Source organism: Klebsiella sp. 141161 (genome assembly GCF_050600815.1).
In the GTDB taxonomy this organism is placed as follows: Bacteria; Pseudomonadota; Gammaproteobacteria; order Enterobacterales; family Enterobacteriaceae; genus Klebsiella; species Klebsiella aerogenes.
Window position 1 is genome coordinate 220,962 of record NZ_JAQIRN010000001.1, and the last position, 22,576, is coordinate 243,537.

20 protein-coding genes and 1 pseudogene are annotated in these 22,576 nt (G+C 53.2%); 11 read left to right on the plus strand and 10 right to left on the minus strand.

Annotated elements, in window-relative coordinates:
* Window positions 1-192 precede the first annotated feature (192 nt).
* Window positions 193-1,314 (plus strand): polysaccharide pyruvyl transferase family protein, encoded by a 1,122-nt coding sequence (locus PGR79_RS01125; protein ID WP_113373328.1) that lies wholly within the window; start codon window positions 193-195, stop codon window positions 1,312-1,314.
* A 39-nt stretch (window positions 1,315-1,353) separates the two neighbouring features.
* Here PGR79_RS01125 and PGR79_RS01130 read toward each other — a convergent pair whose 3' ends face one another.
* The gene (locus PGR79_RS01130; RefSeq protein WP_087859608.1) at window positions 1,354-1,872 is read right to left on the minus strand and encodes an anti-virulence regulator CigR family protein; all 519 of its coding nucleotides are present in this window, start codon (window positions 1,870-1,872) and stop codon (window positions 1,354-1,356) included.
* 272 nt (window positions 1,873-2,144) lie between these two features.
* Here PGR79_RS01130 and PGR79_RS01135 point away from each other — a divergent pair, with 272 nt between their 5' ends.
* Window positions 2,145-3,551: an MFS transporter gene (locus PGR79_RS01135; RefSeq protein WP_430920867.1), complete on the plus strand. Its 1,407-nt coding sequence runs from the start codon at window positions 2,145-2,147 to the stop codon at window positions 3,549-3,551.
* Here the strand turns inward: PGR79_RS01135 and PGR79_RS01140 are convergent.
* The gene (locus PGR79_RS01140; protein ID WP_430920869.1) at window positions 3,548-3,748 is read right to left on the minus strand and encodes a hypothetical protein; all 201 of its coding nucleotides are present in this window, start codon (window positions 3,746-3,748) and stop codon (window positions 3,548-3,550) included. The genes PGR79_RS01135 and PGR79_RS01140 overlap by 4 nt on opposite strands.
* Between PGR79_RS01140 and PGR79_RS01145 the strand changes: the two are divergent.
* A pseudogene (locus PGR79_RS01145) lies at window positions 3,681-4,409 on the plus strand (substrate binding domain-containing protein); the annotation flags it as partial. The gene PGR79_RS01140 and the pseudogene PGR79_RS01145 sit on opposite strands and share 68 nt — an antisense overlap.
* Here PGR79_RS01145 and PGR79_RS01150 read toward each other — a convergent pair.
* On the minus strand, window positions 4,406-5,302 hold the full coding sequence (locus PGR79_RS01150) for a LysR family transcriptional regulator (protein WP_087859606.1): 897 nt from the start codon (window positions 5,300-5,302) through the stop codon (window positions 4,406-4,408). The pseudogene PGR79_RS01145 and the gene PGR79_RS01150 sit on opposite strands and share 4 nt — an antisense overlap.
* A 161-nt stretch (window positions 5,303-5,463) precedes the next feature.
* Window positions 5,464-7,764: an FdhF/YdeP family oxidoreductase gene (locus PGR79_RS01155; RefSeq protein WP_430920871.1), complete on the minus strand. Its 2,301-nt coding sequence runs from the start codon at window positions 7,762-7,764 to the stop codon at window positions 5,464-5,466.
* 453 nt (window positions 7,765-8,217) lie between these two features.
* Here PGR79_RS01155 and PGR79_RS01160 point away from each other — a divergent pair, with 453 nt between their 5' ends.
* Genes PGR79_RS01160 through PGR79_RS01170 form a run of 3 tightly spaced genes read left to right on the plus strand, consistent with a single transcriptional unit; the run spans window position 8,218 to window position 10,800 of the window.
* On the plus strand, window positions 8,218-9,627 hold the full coding sequence (locus tag PGR79_RS01160) for a cytochrome ubiquinol oxidase subunit I (RefSeq protein WP_430920873.1): 1,410 nt from the start codon (window positions 8,218-8,220) through the stop codon (window positions 9,625-9,627).
* A 1-nt stretch (window position 9,628) separates the two neighbouring features.
* On the plus strand, window positions 9,629-10,639 hold the full coding sequence (gene cydB / locus PGR79_RS01165; protein ID WP_015705494.1) for a cytochrome d ubiquinol oxidase subunit II: 1,011 nt from the start codon (window positions 9,629-9,631) through the stop codon (window positions 10,637-10,639).
* The gene (locus PGR79_RS01170; protein ID WP_064568862.1) at window positions 10,639-10,800 is read left to right on the plus strand and encodes a DUF2474 domain-containing protein; all 162 of its coding nucleotides are present in this window, start codon (window positions 10,639-10,641) and stop codon (window positions 10,798-10,800) included. The genes cydB and PGR79_RS01170 overlap by 1 nt, the downstream gene beginning before the upstream one ends.
* 38 nt (window positions 10,801-10,838) lie before the next feature.
* On the opposite strand, the gene PGR79_RS01175 is transcribed toward PGR79_RS01170, so the two are convergent.
* The 6 genes from PGR79_RS01175 to PGR79_RS01200 form a co-directional block, all read right to left on the minus strand.
* Entirely contained in the window at window positions 10,839-11,756 is a 918-nt protein-coding gene (locus PGR79_RS01175; protein ID WP_113373325.1) for a bestrophin family protein, read from the minus strand.
* Between the two features lie 458 nt (window positions 11,757-12,214).
* A complete protein-coding gene (locus PGR79_RS01180) occupies window positions 12,215-13,159 on the minus strand; it encodes a Dyp-type peroxidase (RefSeq protein WP_015366501.1) in 945 nt (314 codons plus the stop codon).
* A gap of 70 nt (window positions 13,160-13,229) precedes the next feature.
* A complete protein-coding gene (locus PGR79_RS01185) occupies window positions 13,230-14,156 on the minus strand; it encodes a cation diffusion facilitator family transporter (RefSeq protein WP_430920876.1) in 927 nt (308 codons plus the stop codon).
* Window positions 14,157-14,322: 166 nt separating this feature from the next.
* Window positions 14,323-15,192, minus strand: a complete 870-nt coding sequence (locus tag PGR79_RS01190; RefSeq protein WP_430920878.1) for an oxygenase MpaB family protein — start codon at window positions 15,190-15,192, stop codon at window positions 14,323-14,325.
* A gap of 117 nt (window positions 15,193-15,309) precedes the next feature.
* Window positions 15,310-15,741 (minus strand): OsmC family protein, encoded by a 432-nt coding sequence (locus PGR79_RS01195; RefSeq protein ID WP_015366497.1) that lies wholly within the window; start codon window positions 15,739-15,741, stop codon window positions 15,310-15,312.
* Between the two features lie 44 nt (window positions 15,742-15,785).
* Window positions 15,786-16,670, minus strand: coding sequence for a LysR family transcriptional regulator (locus PGR79_RS01200; RefSeq protein WP_430920880.1), 885 nt, complete (start codon window positions 16,668-16,670; stop codon window positions 15,786-15,788).
* A gap of 112 nt (window positions 16,671-16,782) precedes the next feature.
* On the opposite strand from PGR79_RS01200, the gene PGR79_RS01205 reads away from it, so the two are divergent.
* The 5 genes from PGR79_RS01205 (at window position 16,783) to PGR79_RS01225 (ending at window position 22,566) form a co-directional block, all read left to right on the plus strand.
* Complete coding sequence (locus tag PGR79_RS01205; RefSeq protein ID WP_087859600.1) at window positions 16,783-17,634, plus strand: Vmh family MBL fold metallo-hydrolase; 852 nt, start codon at window positions 16,783-16,785, stop codon at window positions 17,632-17,634.
* A gap of 174 nt (window positions 17,635-17,808) precedes the next feature.
* Window positions 17,809-17,949, plus strand: a complete 141-nt coding sequence (sra, locus tag PGR79_RS01210) for a stationary-phase-induced ribosome-associated protein (RefSeq protein WP_015366494.1) — start codon at window positions 17,809-17,811, stop codon at window positions 17,947-17,949.
* 185 nt (window positions 17,950-18,134) lie between these two features.
* Window positions 18,135-19,832, plus strand: a complete 1,698-nt coding sequence (locus tag PGR79_RS01215; RefSeq protein ID WP_411324942.1) for an NAD-dependent malic enzyme — start codon at window positions 18,135-18,137, stop codon at window positions 19,830-19,832.
* A gap of 237 nt (window positions 19,833-20,069) precedes the next feature.
* Complete coding sequence (locus tag PGR79_RS01220) at window positions 20,070-21,116, plus strand: LacI family DNA-binding transcriptional regulator (RefSeq protein WP_213316127.1); 1,047 nt, start codon at window positions 20,070-20,072, stop codon at window positions 21,114-21,116.
* A gap of 142 nt (window positions 21,117-21,258) precedes the next feature.
* Window positions 21,259-22,566, plus strand: coding sequence for an MFS transporter (locus tag PGR79_RS01225; protein WP_430920883.1), 1,308 nt, complete (start codon window positions 21,259-21,261; stop codon window positions 22,564-22,566).
* Window positions 22,567-22,576 lie beyond the last annotated feature (10 nt).

Here is a 22,576-nt window from a genome sequence, read left to right on the forward strand (position 1 = left end):
CCTCACACGCCCGGCCGCCAGCATGCTGCAGTCATTGTGAACATTGTGCCACCCACATCACCAAATCAGACTACATACCTATACGATAAACATTATTTATATTAACATCTTAAATATTCGCATTATTTATTTATCTGTACGAAATACCATCATAATTTAAGCAAATTTACACAACTACATAAAGGAAACGGTATGAGCAAGAGAGTTTATTTGGTTTCATGTTCCGGAAGACCAAATTATGGCGATGAATTAATCACCGCCACCTGGCTATCTTTCCTTTATAAAAATTATCCACAGTATGAAGTTTGGCTTGATACCCCTGAACCGGGTAACGTGCAATCGTTGTTTATGAAATATCACCCAAATTTCAAAGCCATTAATACTCTGTGGAAAATATGCTGGCGTTCCGTCAACGATCTTAAGGATATAAATCATAAAACCGCCAGTCTTATTAAGGATTATGGTTCTCCTGATATTGACCTGAATATCGATATTTTACGCTCGGCTGATATTGTTCACATTCTCGGCGGCGGCTATATCAATGCCAACTGGAAGGAAAACTATGCCATCCTGTTCGCTTGCCAGGCGTTAAAACAGGTCTCTCATGCTAAAACGATTGCTACCGGCATCAGCATTTACCCGCACGAAGAGTTCCTTGCCGCTGAAATTTTTAACGATGCGATAACCTCTTTTGATTACTTTTCCGTTCGCGATCCTGCTACTGCCAGTCGATTTGCGGTTGAAAATACTCAGGACGATGTGTTCCTGGGTTATGACCTGGATGTGGTATACAAAAACGATAGCCCCGATCTGCCGGATATTTTATGCTGCATTCAGAATGAACTCTCTGAAGACGATATATTTCAAAAACTTGTTTCCCAGGTTGCCGATTACCTTCAGCAACAGCATCAATGCGGCAAGAAAATAGGTTATATAGAAGCTATTCCAGGCGCCGACAACACGGCATTTGTCGAACTGCAGAAGGCCATCCCTGATATTGAGTTTTATCCTTTCTCGCATGTCTGGCATGGAGGTATCCCGGTTCAGGCTGATGGTGAGATGATTAGTACCCGTTTTCATCACCATCTGGTAGGCGCTTGCCTTGGGATTAAAGGCACCGCACTTAATATTGATAGTGAATATTATAAAAACAAGCACGAATCGTTGAACCTGCTGGGGACCGGCTGGAATGTGCAATCGGCAGACACCCTTGCTGGTAATTTACACTCAACTATCAATGACGATTTTCAAGCGCAACTCAGTAATATTGCCTCTGCCAAGTCAATAAAGGCTTTGGCGCTGTATCAGGAATAACGACACTCCAGTCCCCCGGCAACGCCGGGGGCTTCAGGTTTAATCAAATACGCTATTAATAATCGCGGTGACCACAGCAGTACTCAGCGCAATCAGTACCAGATCGTCACCGACGACCCGCCACTCATAGCCAGGATAATAAGGTAATTGGTTGAGCATCGAGGCGGGCACCGCTTTTTTAGCGATGCCCGGAGGTAATGGTTTTCCTCGTGCAAGATTTTTCGCAATCCCCGGAGGCAGCGCCTGATAGCCGGTTAAACCATAGTTCACCGCCAGCGCGCGAGCAGTGGTATAGCTGATATCACTGTTGACGTGATCCGGTTTGCCGTAGTTCTTACGTTGTCCCTTGCCTGCGGCGTTATCGCTTTGGCTGGCGCTATGGCCATTGTTGCCTTTGTCTCCATGGTTGCCGTTATTACCACTATTACCATGGTTGCCGCTATTACCATGACCACCGTTGCCATTACCGTTTCCGGGATTAGCAAGCGCCGGTGCCGCGGCCATTGTTAGCGACAGCACCATAGCCAATGTCGCTTTCACTACCTGACGCTTTAACATGATCTTTTCCTTTAAATGCACAGAGTACACGCTGCAAATGTAGGTGATATTCGCCAACGATACCATTTCACTTATTCTGATTTCTATCGCCGGTCGTTTACTTCAATTCCGCCGTGACTCCAGGCAAAAAACCAGCATATTCGCCATCCATAAACGCATTAAGCATGATTTCTGACTGTTAAATCGTGATGCCGCTAACAATTAAAAATTTAAAACCATTAACAACCAATTAACATTAGCAGGCAAACATTTCTCCTGAGGAAAATAATAATATGTCTACCACCCAGGTTCTCGGCGAGGCCTCCTTTAGCCCGCCAGGACAACATCCCGACAGCTTAACCGCGCGTATCGACGCTTTGCCCTCCTCGCCCGGTCTTTGGTCTTTTATCACCCTGCTGGCATTAGGCGGTTTTTTCGAACTCTACGACCTGTTCCAGACCGGTTATATCAGCACTGGCCTGCTCGCCGAGAATATTTTTCATACCGGAAAAGACGGGGTATTCGGTATTGCCGATCAGGCAGCCTTCGCTTCCTCGACCTTTATGGGGTTGTTTATCGGCGCCAGTCTGCTCGCGCCGCTCGCGGACAGGCTCGGACGCCGCCTGACCTTTATGTTCGCGCTGGCATGGTATGGCATCTTTTCGCTGATTATGGCGCTACAAAATAGCGCTGAAGGGGTCATTTTCTTTCGTTTCCTGGTCGGGGTCGGCCTGGGGATTGAACTGGTAACAATTGATACTTATCTCAGTGAGTGGATGCCGACGCATTTACGTAATAAAGCCTTCGCCTACGCCTTCTTTATTCAGTTTCTCTCGGTCCCGACGGTCGCGCTGATGTCCTGGCTACTGGTGCCAATGACCATCCTCGGCCTGAGCGGCTGGCGTTGGGTGATTATTCTTGGCGCCCTGTGTTCATTGGTCATTTGGGTCATCCGTAAAAAGCTGCCGGAATCCGCCCGCTGGTTGGAAAGCAAAGGCCGCCACGATGACGCGCACCGGGTGATGTGTGAAATGGAACAGCGATGCGGTTTATCGCCTTCCCGACGCCATGCTACCCCAGCGATAGCGGCGCCGCAGCGCGGTAATTTTAAAGAAATTTGGGCGCCGCAGTACCGGCAACGCACTCTCATGTTAATGGTGATGAACTTTTTCCAGGCCATCGGCTTCTTTGGTTTCGGTAACTGGCTGCCCGCGCTGCTTTCCGGCCAGGGCGCCAGCATTACCCACAGCCTGCTGTACGCCTTCTTTATCACCCTTGCCTATCCGCTTGGTTGCCTGTTCTGCACTCGTTTTGTCCATCGTTTTGAAAACAAATGGCAAATTGTCCTGTCAGCGCTGATGACGGTGATCTTCGGCACACTGTTCGCTTTACAAAATAACCCAGTACTGCTGGTTATCTGCGGCTTTATGATCACCTGGTCTAATGCCTGGCTCACCATCAGCTATCACGCGTATCAGGCCGAAGTGTTCCCGACCCACATCCGCGCTCGGGCGGTAGGTTTTTGCTACTCCTTTAGCCGTCTGTCTACCGCGGTCACCAGTATTATGATTGGTGTGATCCTGCAATATGCCGGTACCCCGGGAGTAATTAGCTTTATCGTCGCCAGTATGTTGATGGTCATGTTGTCGGTAGGCGTGTTTGGGCCAAGAACCCGGGGAATTCGCCTGGAGAATATTTAAACCTCACTAACGCCGCCGGGCGCCCGTTCGGCGGCGTTGCGTACGAGTATTTTTTCTTGATAGCGCAGTAAAAATGGCAGCAGCAAGGCGCTAACTCCGCTAAATGCAATCAAGCCAGTAGACGCCTGCCGACTCATCTCGCCATCGGCCAGCCACAGTGAGCAGAGCATAAAAGCAAGCGCGGTAATGAATGACATGAAACCTCCTTGCAGTCAACAGCAGGCCGATCCTGAAGGACTGTTGCGCTTATGTCTGCCCAACGAGATAGGACCGACGATTTTTGGCCCCCTGCTGGCGCAGTTCGCCATGCGTTATCCCAACATTGAAGTAAGCTGTGTGGTCAGCCTTGCCGGAGCCGACGCGCTTAAAGAGGATATTGACATTGCCGTCGCCATCGTTCGTGGCAAGATGGATGATGCCAGCTATATCGCCAGGCCGTTAGCGACATTTCCCTGCTGTGTTGTCGCAGCACCTTCTCTGTTAGAAAAATACGGCCAACCAGTACGTTGCGAGCAGCTTGCCTCGCTTCCCTGTATCACCACCGTCAGCGCGCTGAAGGGGCAAGCCTGGCAATTCATCACCGCACGGAACGTGTTTAAAAAAGTGAACGTCCAGGCCCACTTTCGGGTGAATAGCGGAGAGATCGCCCTTCATGCCGCCGTCGCTGGCGTGGGTTTCGCCATCCTTGCTGAACAGGCTTGCCGCCCGTTTATCGCCTCAGGTCAATTAAAGGTGATTGAACTGGAGCTACCGCCGGCGCCGCTACATCTCGTGGCGCTGTATCGCGAACGCCATTTTTTACCCGCCCGATCTCGCGTCTGGCTCGATTTCATGCAACAACATTTTGCCGCCGATTAAGTGTGCGGCGTTTCGCTAAAGATCGCCTGTGCATCGGCGAAACATTTTTCCGCCAGCGACGACACCGGCTCCTGATTGCGCATGATGAGCGCAAGCGTGGAATCTACTTCGGTTTCCGCGATGGGAATAATCGCCAGATTGTCGCTCAGCGCTTCCAGGCCGTTATTGAGCGGCATGATGGCGCAACAGATCCCGGCCTGTACCGCCTGGATTATCTGAAATGTCGAATCGCTTTCAAAGACATATTTCGGCGTTAGCCCTTTGGCTTTGAAGCTCATTTCGATCGATTCACGATAATACATTCCCTTGGTAAGGAAACCGAGCGGTAGCCCCGCTAATGTCTCCCACTCGGGTATGCCTGCGTCAAACTGGAAATGGCGACTGTCGTGCAGCAGGCCCATTCGCGTTTTCGGCAGCCAGGTGACGTTAAATAATTCGCTATCGACGTGGTGCAAATAGCAGATGCCAAGATCGAGCTGGTTACGGCTGACGCCGTCAATAATTTGCTCAGAGGTCATCGACAGCAGACTGAACTGCAGTTCTGGGTATTTTTCCGCCAGCGGTTTGATCAATTGCATCGGGTTCAGGCTGGCTAACGGCACCATGCCTACGCGTAACTGGCCCACCATCTGGCCGCGACAAATCGCCGCTTCAGCCGCCAGGCCGTCGTGCGCAGCCAGTAGCGCCCGCGCCCAGGCGAGGATGCGTTCCCCTTCAGGGGTGAAGCCTTCGAAGCGTTGGCCGCGCTGAATCAGCGTGAGATTAAGTTCGTCTTCCAGGTTGCGAATGCGCATTGAAAGCGTCGGTTGGGTGATATGGCAGGCCGCCGCGGCCTGGCCGAAATGGCGCGTCTGATCGAGCGCGATCAGATATTTCAGCTGTTTAATGTCCATCTTAACTTCCAGAATAGTGACGTCCGCTGGTCATTCGTGGACGCGATGCAGAACACAGCTGCGATAAGATATGTTATTTAAATGTTACTTGCGGTAGGGGCTTATTTCAAGATGCCATTTGCCAGTGGCCCGGTCTTAGGCCACTGGCAACATTCAGCAAATTAACGCAGACCGGGGACGGCGCGCACCTCTTTAGAACGCAGCGTCAGGCGGATAGGAACTGACTTGTACGACGGCGTTCCGCTCTCTTCATCGATGTAATCCAGCGGCACCAACACGTTGGCTTCCGGATAATAAGCGCCCACGGTGCCCGGCGCGATGCTATAAGCAACCACGGTGATATCCTCAAGGCGCAGGTCGCTATTCGGGAGCGCGGTGAAAATGTCGACACGGTCGCCATGCTCCAGCCCCTGCTCGGCCATATCCTGCTCATTCATAAACAGCACATCGCGGCGGCCAAACACCCCGCGATAGCGATCGTCCATCGCGTAAATCGTGGTGTTGTACTGATCGTGACTGCGCAGCGTAACCAGGCGCATCACGTCGTCGCCATCAACGCGGGTGTTCTCATGGACGCCTTTGAACACCGAGAACATCGCTTTGCCGGTCGGCGTCGGCCAGATCCGCTCGGTTGGCGGCAGCGGCATACGAAAACCGCCCGGATGACGAATACGTTCGTTATAATCCTCGAACCCGGGGATAGTCTGCTCGATGAGATCGCGAATGCGGTCATAATCCGCCACCAGCGATAACCAGTCGATCTTGCTGTTCGGCAGCGTCGCCGACGCCATCCCGGCGACAATAGCCGGTTCCGAGCGCAGTCGGTCAGAGGCCGGTTTCAGTTTACCTGATGAGGCGTGGACCATCGACATCGAGTCTTCTACGGTGATTGACTGGCGTCCGCTCTCCTGCATATCGAGTTCGGTGCGGCCCAGACAAGGCAGAATAAAGGTCTCTTTGGCTGCCAGCAGATGCGAACGGTTCAGTTTGGTGCCGATGTGCACGCTAAGATCCAGCCCACGCATCGCCGGGAACGCCCGCTCATGATCCGGCATCGCCACCGCAAAATTACCGCCAAGGCAGATCAGCGCTTTCGCTTCACCGGCAACCATCGCCTGCAGGGCTTTTACCGCATCATGGCCATGTCCGCGCGGTGCGACAAAGCCGAACACGCTTTCAAGATTATTCAGAAAATCGGCACTCGGTTTTTCGGTAATACCAACGGTACGGTTGCCCTGAACGTTAGAGTGACCGCGCAGCGGGCAGATGCCGGCCCCCGGTTTGCCGATATTGCCGCGCATCAGCAGAAGGTCGGCGATCAATCGGACGTTAGAGGTGCCTTTGTTATGCTGGGTGATCCCCATGCCATAGGTCACGATAGTGGCGTTGGATTTGGCGTAGGCAACGGCAACGCGCTGCAGATCGTCACGAGTTAATCCGGACTCACGCTCAATTTCCGGCCAACTAGTCTGACGTAAATCTTCGGCAAAAGCGTCGAAGCCGAGGGTGTGCTCGTTAATAAACGTCTGGTCCAGCACCTGGCCCTGGTCCGCTTCAATCTCCAGTAACGCCTTAGCGATCCCTTTCAGCGCCGCGGCATCGCCGCCCGCTCTCACCTGGAAATAGGTTGAGGCGATATTCGTCGAGCTGTAGGTCGCCATTTCAATAACGTTCTGTGGGTCGGCAAAACGTTCCAGTGCCCTTTCACGCAGCGGGTTAAAGACGATAATCGGCACACCGCGGCGAGACAGTTCATGCAACGTGCCCATCATGCGCGGATGGTTGGTTCCGGGGTTGTGACCGATGGAAATAACCAGTTCCGTTTTGTCAAAGTCGTCCAAAGACACCGTGCCTTTACCGATACCGATCGATTGTGGTAGACCGACGCTGGTCGCCTCGTGGCACATATTGGAGCAGTCCGGGAAATTATTGGTGCCGAACTCGCGGGCGTAAAGCTGGAACAGATATGCCGCTTCGTTAGAGGCGCGCCCGGAGGTATAGAACTCAACTTCATCGGGCTGCATGCCCTGTAATACTTCGCCAATGCGGGCAAACGCGCTTTCCCAGGAGACCGGGCGCAGCGTGTCGCTTTCGCGATCGTAAGACAAGGGATGGGTAATACGTCCGTAACCTTCCAGTTCAAAGTCGCTTTTCGCCAGCAGCGAGGTCACGGTATTGGCGGCCAGGAACTCTGGTGTCACGCGTTTGCTAGTGGCTTCCCAGGTAACCGCCTTCGCGCCGTTCTCACAAAACTGGAAGGTTGATTTATGTTCTTTATCCGGCCAGGCGCAGCCGGGGCAGTCAAAACCGTCAGGCTGGTTGGTACGCAGCAGCGTGACCGGGGCGTCAAGCGCGTCCATTTGCGTACGCACGGCGATGGCGGTCGCTTTTAACGCCCCCCATCCACCCGCTGGGCCATCATAGGGATGAACACCGGGGACAGCGCGTTTTTTCTTATTCATATGAACTCCTGAATACTCTCTTCAGCTAACGGATGTTATTAACAACATTGGTCACGGTTTTTTGCGGCGATGTTAAATAACCACAGTAATTAAGCGGGAAATACCACATTTCATTTTCCAATGAATAGCAAATGACAGGGTTAACTTGTTGTTTTTAATCTTTAACTAAATGTCTGGTTAAAATGAAATGAGCAATTTTGTTCGTTAACTAAATAATAACATGTCATTTCGTGTTGTATAATAGATGTTATCTATCGGGTGTTAAATTTAACCTATTTGATAATTAAAGAATTAATTTTAAACTTTATTATCAAGGGCATTAACATATTTCAATGCCCGGCAACGCCGTAATTTAATTGTCATTAACAGGAGGCTTTACGCAGGTAAAGCCGTATCCGCTATGCAGAAAATATTCCATAAATACAATGAAGTAATGTCGTACAGGGGTGAGCCATGTTCGGATTAGATGCCTTTTATTTAGCCCGGATACAGTTTGCATTTACTGTATCTTTCCACATCATTTTCCCCGCTATTACCATTGGTCTCGCCAGCTACCTTGCGGTACTGGAAGGCCTGTGGTTAAAAACAAAAGAGGATACCTACCGCCAGCTCTATCATTTCTGGTCAAAAATATTTGCCGTTAATTTTGGCATGGGCGTCGTTTCCGGCCTGGTGATGGCCTATCAGTTCGGCACCAACTGGAGCGGGTTCTCGCAGTTCGCCGGTAGTATTACCGGACCGCTATTGACCTATGAAGTCCTGACCGCCTTCTTCCTCGAAGCCGGCTTTCTTGGCGTCATGCTGTTTGGCTGGCATCGCGTCGGCCGCGGCCTGCACTTCTTCGCGACCTGTATGGTGGCGCTGGGCACGCTGTTTTCCACCTTCTGGATCCTCGCGTCCAATAGCTGGATGCATACGCCGCAGGGCTACATTATCGAGAATGGCATCGTGGTGCCGGTAGACTGGCTGAAGGTCGTTTTTAACCCTTCATTCCCGTATCGCCTGCTGCACATGTCCACCGCCGCCTTCCTTGCCAGCGCCTTTTTCGTCGGCGCTTCGGCGGCCTGGCATCTGCTGAAGGGCAATGACACGCCGGCAATCCGCAAGATGTTCTCGATGGCGCTGTGGATGGCGCTGATCGTCGCCCCCATTCAGGCGATGATTGGCGATGCGCACGGTCTGAATACGCTCGAACATCAACCGGCAAAAATCGCCGCGATTGAAGGACACTGGGAGAATAAACCGGGTGAGGCCACGCCATTAGTGCTGTTTGGTCTGCCGGATATGGATGAGGAGCGCACCAAATATAAAATTGAGGTTCCCTATCTTGGCAGCATCATCCTGACCCATAGCCTCGATAAACAGGTTCCAGCCTTAAAAAGTTTCCCGAAAGAAGACCGACCAAATTCCACCATTATCTTCTGGTCGTTCAGGGTGATGGCCGGGCTCGGTATGTTAATGGTACTGCTCGGCGTGGTCAGCGCCAGGCTGCGCTGGCGTGGCCGGCTTTACACGTCAAAACCGTTCCTGCGTTTTGCCCTGTTGATGGGCCCTTCCGGGCTGGTCGCGCTACTGGCAGGCTGGTTTACTACTGAGATTGGCCGTCAGCCGTGGGTAGTCTATGGCGTTCAGCGCACCCGGGATGCGGTCTCCGCCCATGGCGATCTGCATATGTCCCTCAGCCTGCTGGCCTTTATCGTGGTCTACGCCTCGGTGTTTGGCGTCGGCTACGTGTATCTGATTCGCCTGATAAAGAAAGGGCCGGAAAGTGCGCACACGCCGGAAGACCCGACTCAGAACCAAACCCCTGCCCGCCCGCTGTCCGCAGTGCGCGAACCTATGAATACCTCAGGGAGAAAATAATATGGGTATCGACCTGTCAATTATCTGGTTCACGATCATCGTTTTTGCCACCTTGATGTATATCGTGATGGACGGTTTCGATCTCGGGATCGGCATTCTGTTCCCGTTTAATAAAAATGAAACCGACCGCGACATGATGATGAATAGCGTCGCGCCGGTGTGGGACGGCAACGAAACCTGGATGGTGCTGGGCGGCGCGGCGCTGTATGGCGCGTTTCCGCTGGCCTACGCGGTGATCATCGATGCGCTCAGCATCCCGTTAACCGCTATGTTACTGGGGCTGATTTTCCGCGGCGTGGCGTTTGAGTTTCGCTTTAAGGCGACGCCGGAACATCGTCCGTTGTGGGATAAAGCGTTTATCGGCGGTTCGCTATTGGCGACGTTTAGTCAGGGGATCGCCGTTGGCACCCTGCTCAACGGCCTCAGCGTCACGGGTCGTGAATTTAGCGGCTCAACCCTCGACTGGCTGGCGCCCTTCCCGCTGTTTTGCGGCGTCGGGCTGGTGATTGCCTACGCGCTGTTGGGCTGTACCTGGCTGATAATGAAAACCGAAGGCGCTCTGCATCGCAAAATGTCCGAGCTGGCGATCCCGCTGACGCTGGCGTTGCTGGCAGTGGTCGCCATTATCAGCATCTGGACGCCGCTGACTCACCCGGAAATCGCTCACCGCTGGTTTACGTTCCCCAATATCATCTGGTTTATGCCGGTGCCGTTGTTGGTGCTGGTTTGCTGCTGGGGGATTGTCCGTAGCGCCTACAATCGTCAGGCCAGCTATGGGCCGTTTTTACTCACCCTGGCGCTGGTGTTCCTCGGGTTCAGCGGCCTTGGGATCAGCATCTGGCCGAATATTATTCCACCGGCAATCTCTATCTGGCAGGCCGCTTCGCCGCCGCAGAGCCAGGGCTTTATGCTGGTCGGCGGGCTGCTGATCATTCCGGTTATTTTGATGTACACCTGCTGGAGCTACTACGTGTTCCGCGGCAAAATCAAACCCGATGAGGGGTATCATTGATGGCGACTCAATCTGATAAAACGTTAACGACGCATCATCGTCCGTTCTGGCACAAACTGATGTGGCTGGTGATTATCTGGGGGGCCAGCGTGCTGGCGCTCGGCGTGGTCGCCACCTTCTTTAAGTTATTGATGACGGCGGCAGGAATGCGCACTCACTAATACTAAACGCCGGACGGGCTGACCCGCCCGGCGTTTTTTTATGTAAGGTTGTAATAACGGTCAGGCTGCATTTTTTCCGGCAACGGATGTTGCCCGGTCATATCCATCAAATTACGTTCAATGGTATTGCACATTGCATTGAGCGGTAGGTCGTTTGCCGAAGTGCCAAACGGATCCTCCAGCTCTTCCGCCAGGGAATCCCATGACAGGAAGGTGTAGGAAATAAATACCGAAACAAACGGCGTCATATAATGCAAATCGCCCACCAGCGCGAACGGCAGCAACGTACAAAAAAGATACACCGTGCGCTGTAAAATCAAGGTGTAAGCAAACGGCACCGGCGTACTCGCCAGACGCTCGCAGCCGCCCAGGACATGGGCTAACTCGTCGAGTTTATTATCCATCAAGCCGTAGGTAATATCGCTGAGCATACCCTGCTCGCGCAGCTTCCCTAACTCATTACCAATCAATAATAAAATTCGGTTAGTCGGCATTGAGCTGGCGAGAATTTCCGCCACTTTTTCTTTCGGCAACAGGCGGTACAGGTCGACCGCCGGGTCGGTTTTACGCAACTGATGCTTAAGGCTCCAGCTGAACGCCACCAGGTAACTGACTAACGTTTTATGCGTTTCCGCCTCGGCTGGAAGGATATTTTTCAGCTGCCGCACCAGCGTTCGTTCGGCAATCAGCACGGTTCCCCATAAATTACGCGCCTCAACGAAGCGGCTGTAGCTCGCGCTATTACGAAAGCCGAGAAAAATCGCAATCGCGATCCCCAACAGGCTAAATGGCGCAACGGTTAAGTGAATGCCAAGTTGTTCATACCATTGATAGCTGATGATGGCGATGACCGACATCAGGACGTTCAATAGCAGGCGGAAAACAATTTTTGACAGCACGGAACCGTGCCAGTCAAACAGACGAAAAAACCAGTGTTGTTCTGGCCGGATGATCATTGTATTACTTCCTGAAGACCCAATGATGCTCAGTACATACCCTAATGAAAAATGATGGGTATATACCCGTCATACTTCAAGTTGCATGTGCGTTGGCAATAACTCGGCCCATCCCTGGGCCTCGCCCTTACGGGCGCAGTGAACTGCGTTCAAATTCGTTCCTGACGAATTTGTCCTCGCTCACCCCAGTCACTTACTGGAGTAAGCTCCTGGGGATTCCCTGCGTCGCCGCCTTCCTGCAACTCGAATTATTTAGGGTATAGATATTATCTATTAAGCCATTGGTTAATTTTATTGTACACAAACACGACATCGCGTTGATAACCGCCATTAATTAGCGATGAATTAATGGTGGTTTAATTATGGGCTGTTTTTATTTTTCACGCAATATTCGGCCTGCAAAGCAGGCCGGAGAAATAAACCATCAGCGGCTGCGTAATGGCGGATATTATGCAGGGTTATTCAGCCTGACGACTGGATAATTCTTCAAGTAGCGTCGCAGAAGGTACAAAGAACAGACTGCCGGTAACCGGGCGGCTGTAATCGAGCAGTCGATCGTAATTACCGGCTGGGCGACCGACAAACATGTTTTCCAGCATCTGTTCGATGGGCGCCGGGCTGCGCGCATAACCGATAAAATAGGTACCAAACTCGCCCATGCCGGGTTTGCCGAACGGCATGTTGTCGCGCAGGATTTTAATCTCCTCGCCGTTCTCTTCAAGGGTGGTGAGCGAACTGTGCGAACAGCTTGGTTTGACGTCGGCATCCAGTTCGATGTTGGTCATTTTTTTACGCCCGATAATACGCTCCTGCTGCTCGACGGTTAACGCATTCCAGCCCGCCATATCGTGCAGATATTTCTGCACAATCACGTAGCTACCACCGGCGAAATCCGGGTCTTCATCGCCGATAATGGTGAAATCCGCCGCCGCGCGCCCCTGCGGATTTTCACTGCCGTCCACAAAACCGATCATCGCCCGACGGTCGAAATAGCGGAAGCCGTGCACTTCATCGACAACCGTTACGGCATCCCCCAACTTGTCCATCAACTGCGTCGCCAGTTCGAAGCTAAGCCCCATATCATCGGAACGGATATGCAGCAGCAGATCGCCCGGCGTAGAGACCGCCACGCGCTCTCCGCTGCCCACGCGGCGAAAAGGATGCAGCTGCTGCGGGGTGGGCTGGCCAAACAACTGCGGCCAGATTTCAGCGCCAAATCCGCAGATGCAGGAAATCCCCGCCTCCGGCATGCGGGTACCAACGGAACGCACCACCGCGGCGAAATCATCGCACCAGTCGCGCACGCGGCTCAGGCTCTCTGCGCTGCGCGCTACGGTCGCGACGATAAATATCGCCGTTCGCGGCAGGGGTAAAGTAATCGCCTGAGGTTCGTTAATTTTCATATCATCCTCTGTTATTGCCAATTAACGGCAAGGTAGCGTTGGCTCCTGCAGGCAGGAGTCGAAATGTTGTTTACGCGTGAGCCGGTTCGCCGCCGGGCGCTTCGTATGGATCAATGTGAATCATCACCTGTAGCACCTCATGGCGCGCGAGCACATTTTCCCGCACCGCCAGCGCGATAGCATGGCCTGCGCGAACCGACAGCTCGCCCGGAACTTCTATATGGACATCGACGAGGATCAGGTCGCCCGCCTTACGAGTTTTTAGATCATGCAGACCCACTACGCCGCCGGTTGCGGCGATGGTGTCGCGTATCGCATTCTGGGTTTGCGCGTCGACCGAGCGATCCATTAAATCATGTAAAGCATCGCAGGCAAAAGTGTAACCCATTCGGGAAATCAATACCCCTACTAACAATGCCGCTACAGGATCCAACCAGACCATCCCCGCGAGATTGCCAACGATCCCCACCGCCACCACTACCGACGATGCTGCATCCGAGCGCGCATGCCAGGCGTTCGCAATTAATAATGACGATTGAATGCGCTTTGCTACCGCCAGCATGTAACGGAACAGCGTCTCTTTTGCGATCAGCGCCGTCAGGGCCACCCAAAGTGCCGTAATATGCACGGATTGAATGGTTTCCGGATGGAGTAGTTTATCCACCGCCGACCACAACATGCCCACGCCGACAACCATTAAAATCGCGCCCAATATCAGCGACGCGCCATTTTCGTAGCGCCAGTGGCCATAATGATGATCGCTGTCGGAAGGTTTACGGCTTTTCTTATTGGCAATCAGAACTACAAAATCAGCAATTAAATCGGAAAGAGAGTGGATGCCATCGGCAATAAGCCCTTGTGACCCTGAAAACAGGCCGGCGATAATTTGCCCGGTCGATAAAAACAGATTAACGACTACGCTGACCAGGGTGCTTTTTCGCGCAGCCTGTGAACGCTGATGATATTTATTTTCACTCTGCTGTTTTTTATTTTCCATCATCCCTCCCGAATTAAGTGTGGATGATAGCCTGATATGAATCAGCGATATTCAATATTAATAGCTTGTTGATAATAAATTTAAAATAAATAGCCTGAGTTATAATATATAAATGCGAATGATTGCGCTTTAAAAATAGCCGACATTGAGCGGCTATTTTTTATTTTTATGACGTTGCCATTCGACGCATAGCGCAATGATAAGCCCCATTGCGCACCGAAGCGCGGAGCACCCGCGCCACGCCATTGACCGCCACTCTGGCGATTCGCCGCTGCAACGGATTGATGGGGATCGCCAGCATCTGCTGCGCCCAATCGGGGAGCAGATCGATTCCGGCGACCATCATCCAGCGTCCTACCGGCTGGCTTAGCCGGCCCGGCAGACGGGTGGTGAGCAGCACCTGCGCCACCTCCCGCGTTCGTTCATCACAACGTAACTGAGGGCGCATATCCTGCAAATACTCCGCCACCTGACGTGGCGTTTCGGGGATGTCTTCGGCGCCAAGTCGCCGGGCGACTTCCGCCGCTTCGCGGTAGTATTGCTCCTGCCGCGCGGCAGTGACGATGGTGCGCTTATAACGCAGATGAGAGGCCATAAAGCTGCTGCATTCGGCCACGTGAACCCAGGTTAAGAGCGCCGGATCGCTGGCGCGATAAGGAGTACCGTCCGGCGCAACGCCGCTGATACGCTGATGGATCCCCTGCACTTTGGCGATTAATCTTTCGGCATCTGCGGTAGCGCCAAACGTGGTAGCTGAGATAAATTGACTGGTGCGGCGCAGACGGCCAAAGATATCCTCGCGAAAACGCGAATGATCCCACACACCGGCCAGCGCCAGCGGATGTAGCATCTGCAATAATAGCGCGCTAATGCCGCCGCAGAGCATTGAGGTAAAGTCGCCGTGCACCTGCCAGATAGCCGACTGCGGGCCAAATAAACCCGGCTCGCCCTTGGGGTTTTCAAAATCAATCTCTTTTAGCGCCATCCCGGTTAAACCCAGGACCTGCGATTCAATCATGCCGCGTATGCTGGTCATTGCGTTATCCGTCGCTATCCGTAACGCCACCAACATATCACCATTCGCGGCGGCAGGCATTTGCCGACGGTGACTTTAAACGCCAACGCGCCCGCGCTACCGCGGGCGCGCCACGGATTAAGCGTTGAGCTGATAATCGAGGGAGATGTCGGCTTTCAGCACCTGCGAAACCGGGCAGCCAGCTTTGGCTTTTTGGATAATCGGATCAAAGGCGGCTTTATCGATACCCGGCAGGACAATATTGCTCTGCAGCGCGATCTTCGTGATGGCGAAGCCACCGCCGCTCTTATCCAGCGTGACCACCGCAACGGTATCGATAGAGGTCGCCGTATAGCCCTCTTCGCTGAGCATTAATGACAGCGCCATTGAGAAGCAGGCAGCATGGGCCGCGCCGATAAGCTCTTCCGGGTTAGTCCCTTTAACGCCTTCAAAGCGGGTATTAAAACCATAAGGTTGTTGGTTCAGCGCACCGCTTTCCGTCGAGACGGTGCCTTTACCGCTTTTCAAATCCCCTTCCCAATGCGCCTGACCTTTCTTATGAATTGCCATCGATTCACTCCTTTTTGACGTTAAAGGAGTAAGTATAGACAGCTCTAGCTGACCTGGGACAACTGTTGCTGAATGGCCTCCAGAAACAGCGGCAGCGCGCTGGGCTGATAATCTCGTGACAGATAGATACCATAGACGGCCAGGGATTTTGGCGTATAGCCAGGCAGCACCTGTTTTAGCGCGCCGCTGTTAAGCGCGCGCCGGGCTTCCAGTTCCGGCAGCATGGCGATGCCGCACCCCGCCACCGCCGCTTCCATCAGCAGAGAGGAGATCCCGGCGCTCAGGTTGCCGGAGACGGCCACCGACACGGGTTCGCCTTGCGGATCGGTAAACCGCCATGTTGGGGTGGCGAAATGGCTATAGTGCAAACAGTTATGTTGACTGAGCTCCTCCGGCGAATTTATCTGGCCATGCTGCTGTAGCCATCGCGGCGATGCGCAGAGTACCGATCGGCAAATGCCGAGCCGCCGGGCTATTGCCCCCGGCTCCGGATTATCGGTGATCCGGATGGCGACATCGATACGCTCGCCAATCAGGCTCACCGGATGGTTGTTGATATCCAGTTCGAGACGCAGTTGCGGGTAACGGGCCAAAAATTCCGGTAGCAGCGGTGAGAGCAACTGCATGGCGGTAAAGTGCGCGCAGGCGACCCGCAACGTGCCGCTCGGCACCGCGCGTTCCGTCTGCCCCGCTATCTCATCCGCCAATTGCGTGAGGCTACGCGTTTTCTGCAATACCTTTTCACCAGCGCTGGTTAAGGTCAGTTTGCGCGTCGAACGATGAATGAGCCGGGTACCGGCCCAATGTTCCATCTGCTCCAGATAGCGACTCACCATCGGCCGCGACATTCCAAGCGCCCTGGCCGCCGCGCTCAAACTGCCCAGCTCGCATATCCGCATGTATACCTGGGCGGCGATAACTCGATCCATATCCGTATCCATCTGCACGTTTTATGAAACTCAGCATCTCTTTTTTCAGGAATTTTCGCAAATCGAGAATGACGTAAAATAAACCTATTCACCTGAAAGAGAGAAAACCAACATGAAAGTATCTGCCCTAGCCATCGCCACCGCCCTGTTCAGCACCACCGCTTTTGCCGCGCCGTTGACCCTGCAAACCTACAACCCGCAGGAGAACGCGATTTTCGCGGTGAACTCCACGCTGGCCTCCGGCCCGCACGAGGCGGTATTGTTTGACGCCCAGTTCAGCGTTAAAGATGGCGAAAAGCTGGTTGAGATGATCAACAAAAGCGGTAAGAAGCTCACGCACATTGTGATCACCTCTGGCGATCCGGATTTCTATTTTGGCCTTGAGCCGCTGGTGAAAGCCTTCCCGCAGGCCAAAGTGGTAGCGACCCCTCAAGTGGTTAAGCATATTGAAGAGACCAAAGCGGCGAAGCTGGCATACTGGGGCCCGCAGATGAAAGACGGCGCGCCGAAGCAGGTCTATGTTCCGCAGGTATTAGCCGCAGATAGCTTCACCATCGACGGCGAGAAAGTGGAAATTCGTCAGCCGCAGAACTACGGCGCATTCGTCTGGATCCCGGCGAATAAAGCGATTCTTGGCGGCACCGGCATCGCCTGGGGCATGCACGTCTGGACCGCCGATACCCAAAGCGCGGCGAGCCGTCAGCAGTGGCGCCAGACCCTTAACGATATGGCTGCGCTGCATCCGCAACAGGTGATCCCGGGCCACTACCTCGGCACGCCGCCGGCGGGCGACAAGGCTATCGTCTTCACCCGCGACTACCTGGAGAAATTCGAGCAGGCGCTGAAAGCGCATAAAGATTCCGCCAGCGTCATTAAAGCCATGCAGGCGCAGTATCCGGGTCTCGCTGAAGAAAGTTCGCTGGAGCTGAGCGCGAAAGTGAACACCGGCGAAATGAAGTGGTAATCGCCCGCGCCTGAATCGAGAACGCTCTTAATCTACCGACGCAAGGTTGCTATTCGCAAAAAAATGGACCACGATAATCCCGTCGCGTTAAAAAGCGCGGCGTACTTAGGGTTACGTTTCGTCCGGCCTGCGTCGGGCTTGTCCTTGAAACCAGAACAGGATTAAGGAGTAAGAATGAAATCGAACCATCAGGCACGTCATCTTCTCGGTCTGAACTACAAGCTTTCCCGCCAGAAAAAAGTGGTGCTGGAAGGCGACGAAGAAACTACCGTTAACCATATCCATGCTACAGGCCGCAAACGCCGCGGTGGTTAATTTTTCAGCTGAGTGATGATAAAAACACCATCCGCTAAACAGGATGGTGTTTTTTTAAGACAATCCCACGCTTCGCATCCTTCTTTTGTTACCATCTGCTCTATACTCTGCCCGCTGCATTTCCTGCCAGCCCGATCGCTTATCGCCGCGCCCGGGTCTGAAGTGAACATCAAGGAGTTAGTGCGATGCAATTCATCTATAAAAAAAACCGTTCTCTTTATATCCCCTACGCTGGCCCGGTTCTGCTTGAGTTTCCGTTACTCAACAAAGGAAGCGCCTTCAGCATGGAAGAGCGTAGCAGCTTCAACCTGCTGGGCCTGCTGCCGGAAGTGGTCGAAACCATCGAAGAACAAGCTGAACGCGCGTGGATCCAGTATCAGGGATTTAAAACCGAGATCGATAAGCACATTTATCTGCGCAACATCCAGGACACCAACGAAACCCTGTTTTATCGCCTGATTGGCAATCATCTCGATGAGATGATGCCGGTTATCTATACCCCCACCGTCGGCGCCGCCTGTGAGCGTTTCTCGGAAATCTACCGTCGCGCGCGCGGCGTGTTCATCTCTTATCAGAATCGGCACAACCTCGACGATATCCTGCAAAACGTACCGAACCATAACGTCAAAGTGATCGTTGTGACCGACGGCGAGCGTATTCTCGGTCTCGGCGACCAGGGTATCGGCGGTATGGGCATTCCTATCGGTAAGCTGTCGCTCTATACTACCTGCGGCGGTATCAGCCCGGCCTACACCCTGCCTATCGTGCTGGATGTCGGCACCAACAACCAGCAACTGCTCGACGACCCGCTGTATATGGGCTGGCGTCATCCGCGCGTTACCGACGACGAGTATTATCAATTCGTTGACGACGTTATCCAGGCTATCAAAAACCGTTGGCCGGACGTGCTGCTGCAGTTTGAAGATTTCGCGCAGAAAAACGCCATGCCGCTGCTTAACCGTTACCGTAACGAGATTTGCTCGTTTAACGATGATATTCAGGGCACCGCGGCGGTCACCGTCGGCACATTGATCGCCGCCAGCCGTGGCGCGGGCAGCCAACTCAGCGAGCAAAAAATTGTCTTCCTCGGCGCGGGCTCCGCCGGTTGCGGTATTGCTGAACAGATCATCGCGCAAATCATGCGCGAAGGGCTAAGCGAAGAAGAAGCCCGCCAGCGCGTATTTATGGTGGACCGCTTCGGCCTGTTGACCGACGGTATGCCGAATCTGCTGTCGTTCCAGAGCAAGCTGGTGCAGAAGCGCGAAAACCTGCAAGGTTGGGATACGACCAACGAAGCGCTTTCGCTGCTCGACGTGGTGCGTAATGTGAAGCCAAATATTCTGATCGGCGTCTCCGGCCAGCCGGGGCTGTTCACGGAAGAAATTATTCGTGAAATGCACAAGCACTGCCCGCGGCCGATCGTCATGCCGCTGTCGAACCCGACCTCCCGCGTCGAAGCCACGCCGCAGAATATCCTGACCTGGACCGACGGCGAAGCGCTGGTGGCCACCGGCAGTCCGTTCACCCCGGTGACGGTTAAGGGAAAACAGTACACCATCGCGCAGTGCAACAACTCCTATATCTTCCCGGGCATCGGCCTTGGCGTGATCGCCGCGGGGGCATCGCGCGTCACCGACGAGATGCTGATGGCGGCAAGCGAAACCTTAGCCAACCACTCGCCGCTGGTGAATAACGGCGAAGGTCCGGTACTGCCGGAACTGAAAGATATTCAGGCCGTGTCGCGCGCTATTGCGTTTGCGGTCGGTAAAGTGGCTCAGGAACAGGGCGTGGCGGTGAAAACATCGGCCGAAGCGCTGCTGCAAGCCATTAGCGATAATTTCTGGCAACCGGAATATCGCAACTATCGCCGAACCTCGATTTAACGCTTTATTTCTACGGGCCCGAACTCCGGGCCCATTTTTTTATCCCCGCCCTTTGCCGTTATTTATTCCCTTTGTTTACTAAACACCTGCCCATCCTTACGAGGCGCTTCACAGATGTTTTATTTCACTCGCTTGGCGGGTGGTAAATACCTTGCCCGCCTGTTCGCTCATCGATAAATTAGCAATCAGATACCGCGGCGCTGAAATAAGCGCGCAGCAAAAAGAGAAGGTTTTGGTATGGCGAATATTCGTGATGTCGCCCGGCGGGCCGGAGTTTCAATTAGTAGCGTGTCCAACGTACTTAATAATCGCACGCAACAGATGCGCGAAGAGACCCGACAGCGGATAGTCAAAACGATGGCTGAGCTAAATTACCGCCCTGCGCGTTGCGCCCCGCCGGTCGCCGACTCAGCAACCAAAATGCTCGGCCTGATGGTACCGTCTATCGTCAATCCCAGCTTTTCAGCGCTGGCACATGAACTGGATACTGCGGCACGCGCGTTTCGCCACCGGCTGTTATTAGGCATTTGCTGCCGCGATGCCGCCGAGGAGTCAGCCTTTATCGCGGATATGTTCTCCCACGGCGTACGCGGGTTGATTGTCGCCGCCAGCGACGTACGCAAAACCCACTTTGTGCGCGCAGCGGAACAAGGCATGACCATTATTAGCTATGATAACCGGTTGGCCGAAAGCGTCCCGCCTCGGGCACGCTACTTCGATAGTGTCTCAATGGACAACGTTGAAGCGGGACGTCTGGCGGCGCAACATCTGCTGGACAACGGTTGCCGTAATATCGTCTTCGCCACCGAAAGCGGGTTAACGCTGGGACGCAGCCATAAAATCCTCGGCTTTCAGTCCGCGCTTGCCCAAAGTGATACAGCGGCCAGGGGCGTGGTGATAGAAGGCAAAGGCAATCGGGAGTTCGGGGACGCCGAAATGTTCGAACTGGGCGTAAGCCTGGCGCAAAAAATTAGCGCCCTAACGCCGCGAGTGGATGGCGTAGTAGCGATTAACGATGCTCTAGCCATCGGTCTGATGGTTGGGCTACGCGCGCAGGGCCTGAAAATAGCGCAAGATATTTCGGTGATTGGCATCGATAATATCTCCCTGTCGGCGTTATCGTCACCGGGCCTCACTTCGGTAATGGCCCCGCTTTCGGCAATGGCGTCGATGATGGTTGAGCGGCTCGTCCAGAGAATTGCTGAGCCGGGATTACAAACCGACGAATTTATCTTTGCTCCGGAAGTTATTCAGCGCCAGTCGGTAAAAATAAAGCAACCATAGTTGTTTTTATAAAAATAGCATGATGCAGATAATATTTATTATCTGCAGGGAGGCTTACACCCCATCACATTCAAAACGCATATTAATGTCGGGATTCCTATCCCATTCTTTTGTACTTTAACGAGTATAACCGGAAATAATGATGAACCTACAATCTGCGCAAGATATAGAAAAGAGCGCCATTAAGAAATTGACATGGCACATTGTTCCATTAATGATATTGCTTTATTTTCTGGCTTTTCTTGATCGTAATAATATGGCCTACGCCGCAATGGCGCTGGAAGATAGCCTTGGCCTGACGGCCACCGCCTTTGGCTTTGCTTCGGGAATATTTTTCATCGGTTATTTTATGTTTGAAATCCCCAGCAACGCCGGCACGATTAAGTTCGGTCCGCGGCTGTGGTTTGCGCGTATTCTGATAACTTGGGGAATCTTTGCCACTTTGATGGGTTTCGTCAGAACGCCGACCGAACTCTATATCTGTCGTTTTATGCTCGGCGTGTGCGAAGCCGGTTTCTTCCCTTCGGTGGTGTACTACTTCACGATCTTTTTTCCGCCCGCCTGGCGGACCAAAATTCTCGGCATGTTCATTATTGTTCAGCCGCTATCCAATGCCGTCGGCTCACCGATTTCAGGCTTAATTCTGCATATCGATAACGGCTGGTTTAGCCTTGAATCCTGGCAGTGGTTATTTATCCTCGAAGGTATTCCGCCGATCGTTATCGGCCTGTTCATCCCTTTTATTATTAAGAATTCACCGCAAGAAGTCGGCTATCTCAACGCTGAAGAAAAGGCGTGGTTAATGAGTAGTACAAACCGTTCAAAATCAGGTAGCAAAGTCTCGCTGGCTGAGTTTGCCAGCGGTATTAAAAATCCCAAATATCTGCTTTATGCGCTGCTGAACTTCGGGATGGTTTGCGGAATTTACGGCTTCGGGATGTGGCTACCGTCGATTATTACCGCCATTTCCGGCGATGATATTCTGCGCGTTAGCCTGATTGCCCTCATCCCCTACGGCCTGGCGGCGCTACTGGTTTATCCATGGAGTATGCTGGCCAGTAAAACGCGAAAAATCGCCGTTTTTGCCGGTATCAGTATGGTCGTCGCCGCATTAGGACTCGCCGGCGCGGTGGTGTTCTTTAAGTTCAACGTCGCGATTTCACTCTCATTCCTGACCATTGCCGCCATTGGTATCTATACCGCGGTACCGTGTTTCTTATCGATGCCTGCCAACGTCTCGGCAGGCGCAGCGACGGCCGCGGGTCTCGCCGTGGTGAGCTGCATCGGCAACCTGGGCGGCTTCGTCGCTCCCTACGTGGTCGGCCTCCTTAACGATTTAAGCCACAGCAGCACGCCGGGCCTGATATTCCTCGCTATGTGCCTGCTGATCACCGGCCTGATTTGCATTTTCTACTGCGCCAGACAGCGCGAAGGCGTCATTCAATCCTGAAAATTTAAGG

Coding starts and splice junctions, on each gene's coding strand:
- PGR79_RS01125 (WP_113373328.1), top strand. CDS start 193: ATGAGCAAGAGAGTTTATTTGGTTTCATGTTCCGGAAGACCAAATTAT.
- PGR79_RS01130 (WP_087859608.1), bottom strand. CDS start 1,872: ATGTTAAAGCGTCAGGTAGTGAAAGCGACATTGGCTATGGTGCTGTCG.
- PGR79_RS01135 (WP_430920867.1), top strand. CDS start 2,145: ATGTCTACCACCCAGGTTCTCGGCGAGGCCTCCTTTAGCCCGCCAGGA.
- PGR79_RS01140 (WP_430920869.1), bottom strand. CDS start 3,748: ATGTCATTCATTACCGCGCTTGCTTTTATGCTCTGCTCACTGTGGCTG.
- PGR79_RS01150 (WP_087859606.1), bottom strand. CDS start 5,302: ATGGACATTAAACAGCTGAAATATCTGATCGCGCTCGATCAGACGCGC.
- PGR79_RS01155 (WP_430920871.1), bottom strand. CDS start 7,764: ATGAATAAGAAAAAACGCGCTGTCCCCGGTGTTCATCCCTATGATGGC.
- PGR79_RS01160 (WP_430920873.1), top strand. CDS start 8,218: ATGTTCGGATTAGATGCCTTTTATTTAGCCCGGATACAGTTTGCATTT.
- cydB (WP_015705494.1), top strand. CDS start 9,629: ATGGGTATCGACCTGTCAATTATCTGGTTCACGATCATCGTTTTTGCC.
- PGR79_RS01170 (WP_064568862.1), top strand. CDS start 10,639: ATGGCGACTCAATCTGATAAAACGTTAACGACGCATCATCGTCCGTTC.
- PGR79_RS01175 (WP_113373325.1), bottom strand. CDS start 11,756: ATGATCATCCGGCCAGAACAACACTGGTTTTTTCGTCTGTTTGACTGG.
- PGR79_RS01180 (WP_015366501.1), bottom strand. CDS start 13,159: ATGAAAATTAACGAACCTCAGGCGATTACTTTACCCCTGCCGCGAACG.
- PGR79_RS01185 (WP_430920876.1), bottom strand. CDS start 14,156: ATGGAAAATAAAAAACAGCAGAGTGAAAATAAATATCATCAGCGTTCA.
- PGR79_RS01190 (WP_430920878.1), bottom strand. CDS start 15,192: ATGACCAGCATACGCGGCATGATTGAATCGCAGGTCCTGGGTTTAACC.
- PGR79_RS01195 (WP_015366497.1), bottom strand. CDS start 15,741: ATGGCAATTCATAAGAAAGGTCAGGCGCATTGGGAAGGGGATTTGAAA.
- PGR79_RS01200 (WP_430920880.1), bottom strand. CDS start 16,670: ATGGATCGAGTTATCGCCGCCCAGGTATACATGCGGATATGCGAGCTG.
- PGR79_RS01205 (WP_087859600.1), top strand. CDS start 16,783: ATGAAAGTATCTGCCCTAGCCATCGCCACCGCCCTGTTCAGCACCACC.
- sra (WP_015366494.1), top strand. CDS start 17,809: ATGAAATCGAACCATCAGGCACGTCATCTTCTCGGTCTGAACTACAAG.
- PGR79_RS01215 (WP_411324942.1), top strand. CDS start 18,135: ATGCAATTCATCTATAAAAAAAACCGTTCTCTTTATATCCCCTACGCT.
- PGR79_RS01220 (WP_213316127.1), top strand. CDS start 20,070: ATGGCGAATATTCGTGATGTCGCCCGGCGGGCCGGAGTTTCAATTAGT.
- PGR79_RS01225 (WP_430920883.1), top strand. CDS start 21,259: ATGAACCTACAATCTGCGCAAGATATAGAAAAGAGCGCCATTAAGAAA.